General features: G+C 57.9%; 2 protein-coding genes. Both read left to right on the top strand.

The features are described from left to right. Positions 1–1,161, top strand: a 1,161-nt coding sequence (locus WBB85_RS07770; protein ID WP_432638052.1) for a tyrosine-type recombinase/integrase, incomplete at its 5' end; no start/stop codon positions are given. A 188-nt stretch (positions 1,162–1,349) separates the two neighbouring features. Next, a partial coding sequence (gene hsdR, locus WBB85_RS07765) for an EcoAI/FtnUII family type I restriction enzme subunit R (RefSeq protein WP_432638051.1) occupies positions 1,350–2,581 on the top strand: 1,232 nt, incomplete at its 3' end.

Raw genomic sequence — 2,581 nt, 5'->3', positions numbered from 1 at the left:
GGGTTTGTACTGATCTACCGCGCGGCTGGGCGGCAGCGTCGTTTCACGATTGGGACATGGCCAAGCTGGTCTGTGACAGCAGCCCGGGACGAGGCCAAGCGCCTGAAGCGCGATATCGATCGCGGCGAAGACCCGATGGATGTCCGCACATCCGCGCGGCACGCCCCGAAAGTGGAGGAACTGGTCGAGCGGTATATCGACGAACATTTGCCGAAGTTGTCAGCCTCCAGCGCAAAGGATCAGGCCAGTATGCTCAAGACGCTGGTCTTGTCCGATTGGCGCACGCGAAAAGTGACCGACATCACGCCGACCGATGTCGACAGGCTGCTGACAAAGATCGCGGCAGGGCGGCCACGGGTTTGGAAGAAATCCGTTAAGCCGACCAAGGCACCGCGGGCATTCAAATCAAAGCGGACCAAACCAACGCCCCCGCCGAAGGCTTTTAAGCCGACGCCCGTCCGGGCCAATCGCGTGGGCGAGGTGCTCCGCAAGATGTTCAGCCTGGCGGTGATTTGGAAAATGCGCCCTGACAACCCGGCGACCAGCTTCCGTAAGCGCCCCGAAACGGCCCGCGAACGATTTCTGTCCTTTGAAGAAATCCAGCGCCTCGCCGACGCCCTCTGCGCCGATCCCGATCAACGTGCCGCAGGGATCATCCGACTGTGCATGCTGACCGGCGCCCGCTGCGGTGAAGCCCGCACCGCGACCTTCGATCAATTCAACCTCGATCTGGCGATCTGGACCAAGCAGGCGGCCTACACCAAGCAGCGCCGTGTCCACCGCGTGCCGATCTCGCACGAGGCCGTCGCCCTGATCCGTCTGCGCGGGGATGCCGTGCCGAAGGGCTGCCCGTTCCTCTTCCCCGGCGATGTCCCCGGCCAGCCGGTGGTAGACCTCAAGCGGTTCTGGGAACGGATGCGCGTGCAGGCTGATATCCCGGACGTCCGCATTCACGATTTGCGCCACACCTTCGCCTCGCTGCTGGTCTCCGGCGGCGCCTCTCTTGAAATGATCGGGCGGCTGCTGGGCCACACCCAGATTGGGACGACCCAGCGCTACGCCCACCTGATCGATTCGCCGCTACGGGCAGGGGTCAACGCGGTGGGCGAGATGCTGAAGCCGCGGTTGCGGGTCGTGGGCGGGCTAGACGAGGCAGGCTGATCGCGCCCAGTCTTCCTATCGGGAGTGAATTCAGCAACCTGCGGTTTTATGGATTTTTACGCTGGGGCCGCGGTGATCGCGGCCGTTAGCCGTTGCCGAACGCCTGAAATCCCGTCTAAGGTTCAAAAACAAAAGAATTATTCGATTTGCTGCTCTGGTGGCGTTTCGCGGGGTCGGGAAACAACCGCATGGACAAACGATCACTTAGTGAGCGTGATATTTGCACAAAGTTCATTACACCTGCGCTTCGCGGGTCGGGTTGGGATGAAATCAACCAGATTCGGGAAGAGGTTAGCTTTACGAAAGGCAGAATTTTTGTTCGCGGAAAGCTGGTCAGTCGCGGGAAGGGAAAACGCGCTGATTATATTCTTTCTGTAAAGCCGAACATTCCGATTGCGATAATTGAGGCGAAAGAAAATACCCAAGCAATTGGCGCTGGTTTGCAGCAAGGTTTGGAATACGCAGAAACACTCGGAATTCCGTTTGTGTTTTCTTCTAACGGCGACGGTTTTGTTTTTCATGACCGTACCGGCATGAGTCCAAGCCCGGAAGTTACGCTTACATTGGATCAATTTCCGTCCCCCGCAGAGTTGTGGGCGCGATATCGCCAGTGGAAGGGCTTGTCTGACGATGCGTCGGCGGTTGCCTTGCAAGACTATTTTGACGACGGTAGCGGCAAAACCCCGCGTTACTACCAAGTAAACGCGGTGAACTCTGCGATCGAGGCGATTGCCAAGGGACAAGACCGAATTCTGCTGGTGATGGCCACGGGCACAGGCAAAACCTATACCGCGTTTCAGATTATCTGGCGGCTTTGGAAAGCGGGCCGAAAAAAACGCATCCTGTTCCTAGCTGATCGCAACGTTCTGATCGACCAAACGATGGTCAACGACTTCCGGCCATTTGCGGGCAATATGGCCAAGCTATCTACGCAGGCGAAAACGATCGAGCGTGCAGACGGCACCTCTACCGATTTGACGCTCGCTTTGGACAAGCGCCGCAGGATCGATAGGTCTTATGAAATCTACCTCGGCCTCTACCAGGCGATTACGGGTCCCGAAGAAAGTCAGAAGCTCTACAAAGAGTTTTCGCGGGATTTCTTTGACCTGATCGTCATCGACGAGTGCCACCGGGGCAGTGCTGCTGACGATTCCGCCTGGCGGGAAATCCTTGACCACTTCACCTCGGCCACCCAGATCGGCCTGACCGCCACGCCGAAGGAGACCGAGTACGCATCGAACATCGATTACTTCGGTGCGCCGGTTTACAGCTATTCGCTAAAGCAAGGCATTCGTGACGGGTTCTTGGCACCCTACAAAGTGATCAAAGTTCACATTGACCGGGATGTGCAGGGCTATCGGCCCGTCCAGGGTCAGTTGGACCGTGATGGCGAAGAGGTTGAAGATCGCATCTACAACAC

It is taken from the genome of Albidovulum sp. (assembly GCF_049646345.1).
Classification (GTDB): Bacteria; Pseudomonadota; Alphaproteobacteria; order Rhodobacterales; family Rhodobacteraceae; genus Albidovulum.
The sequence above is the reverse complement of the archived record's forward strand: the minus strand, read 5'-3'. Positions and strand labels throughout refer to the sequence as shown.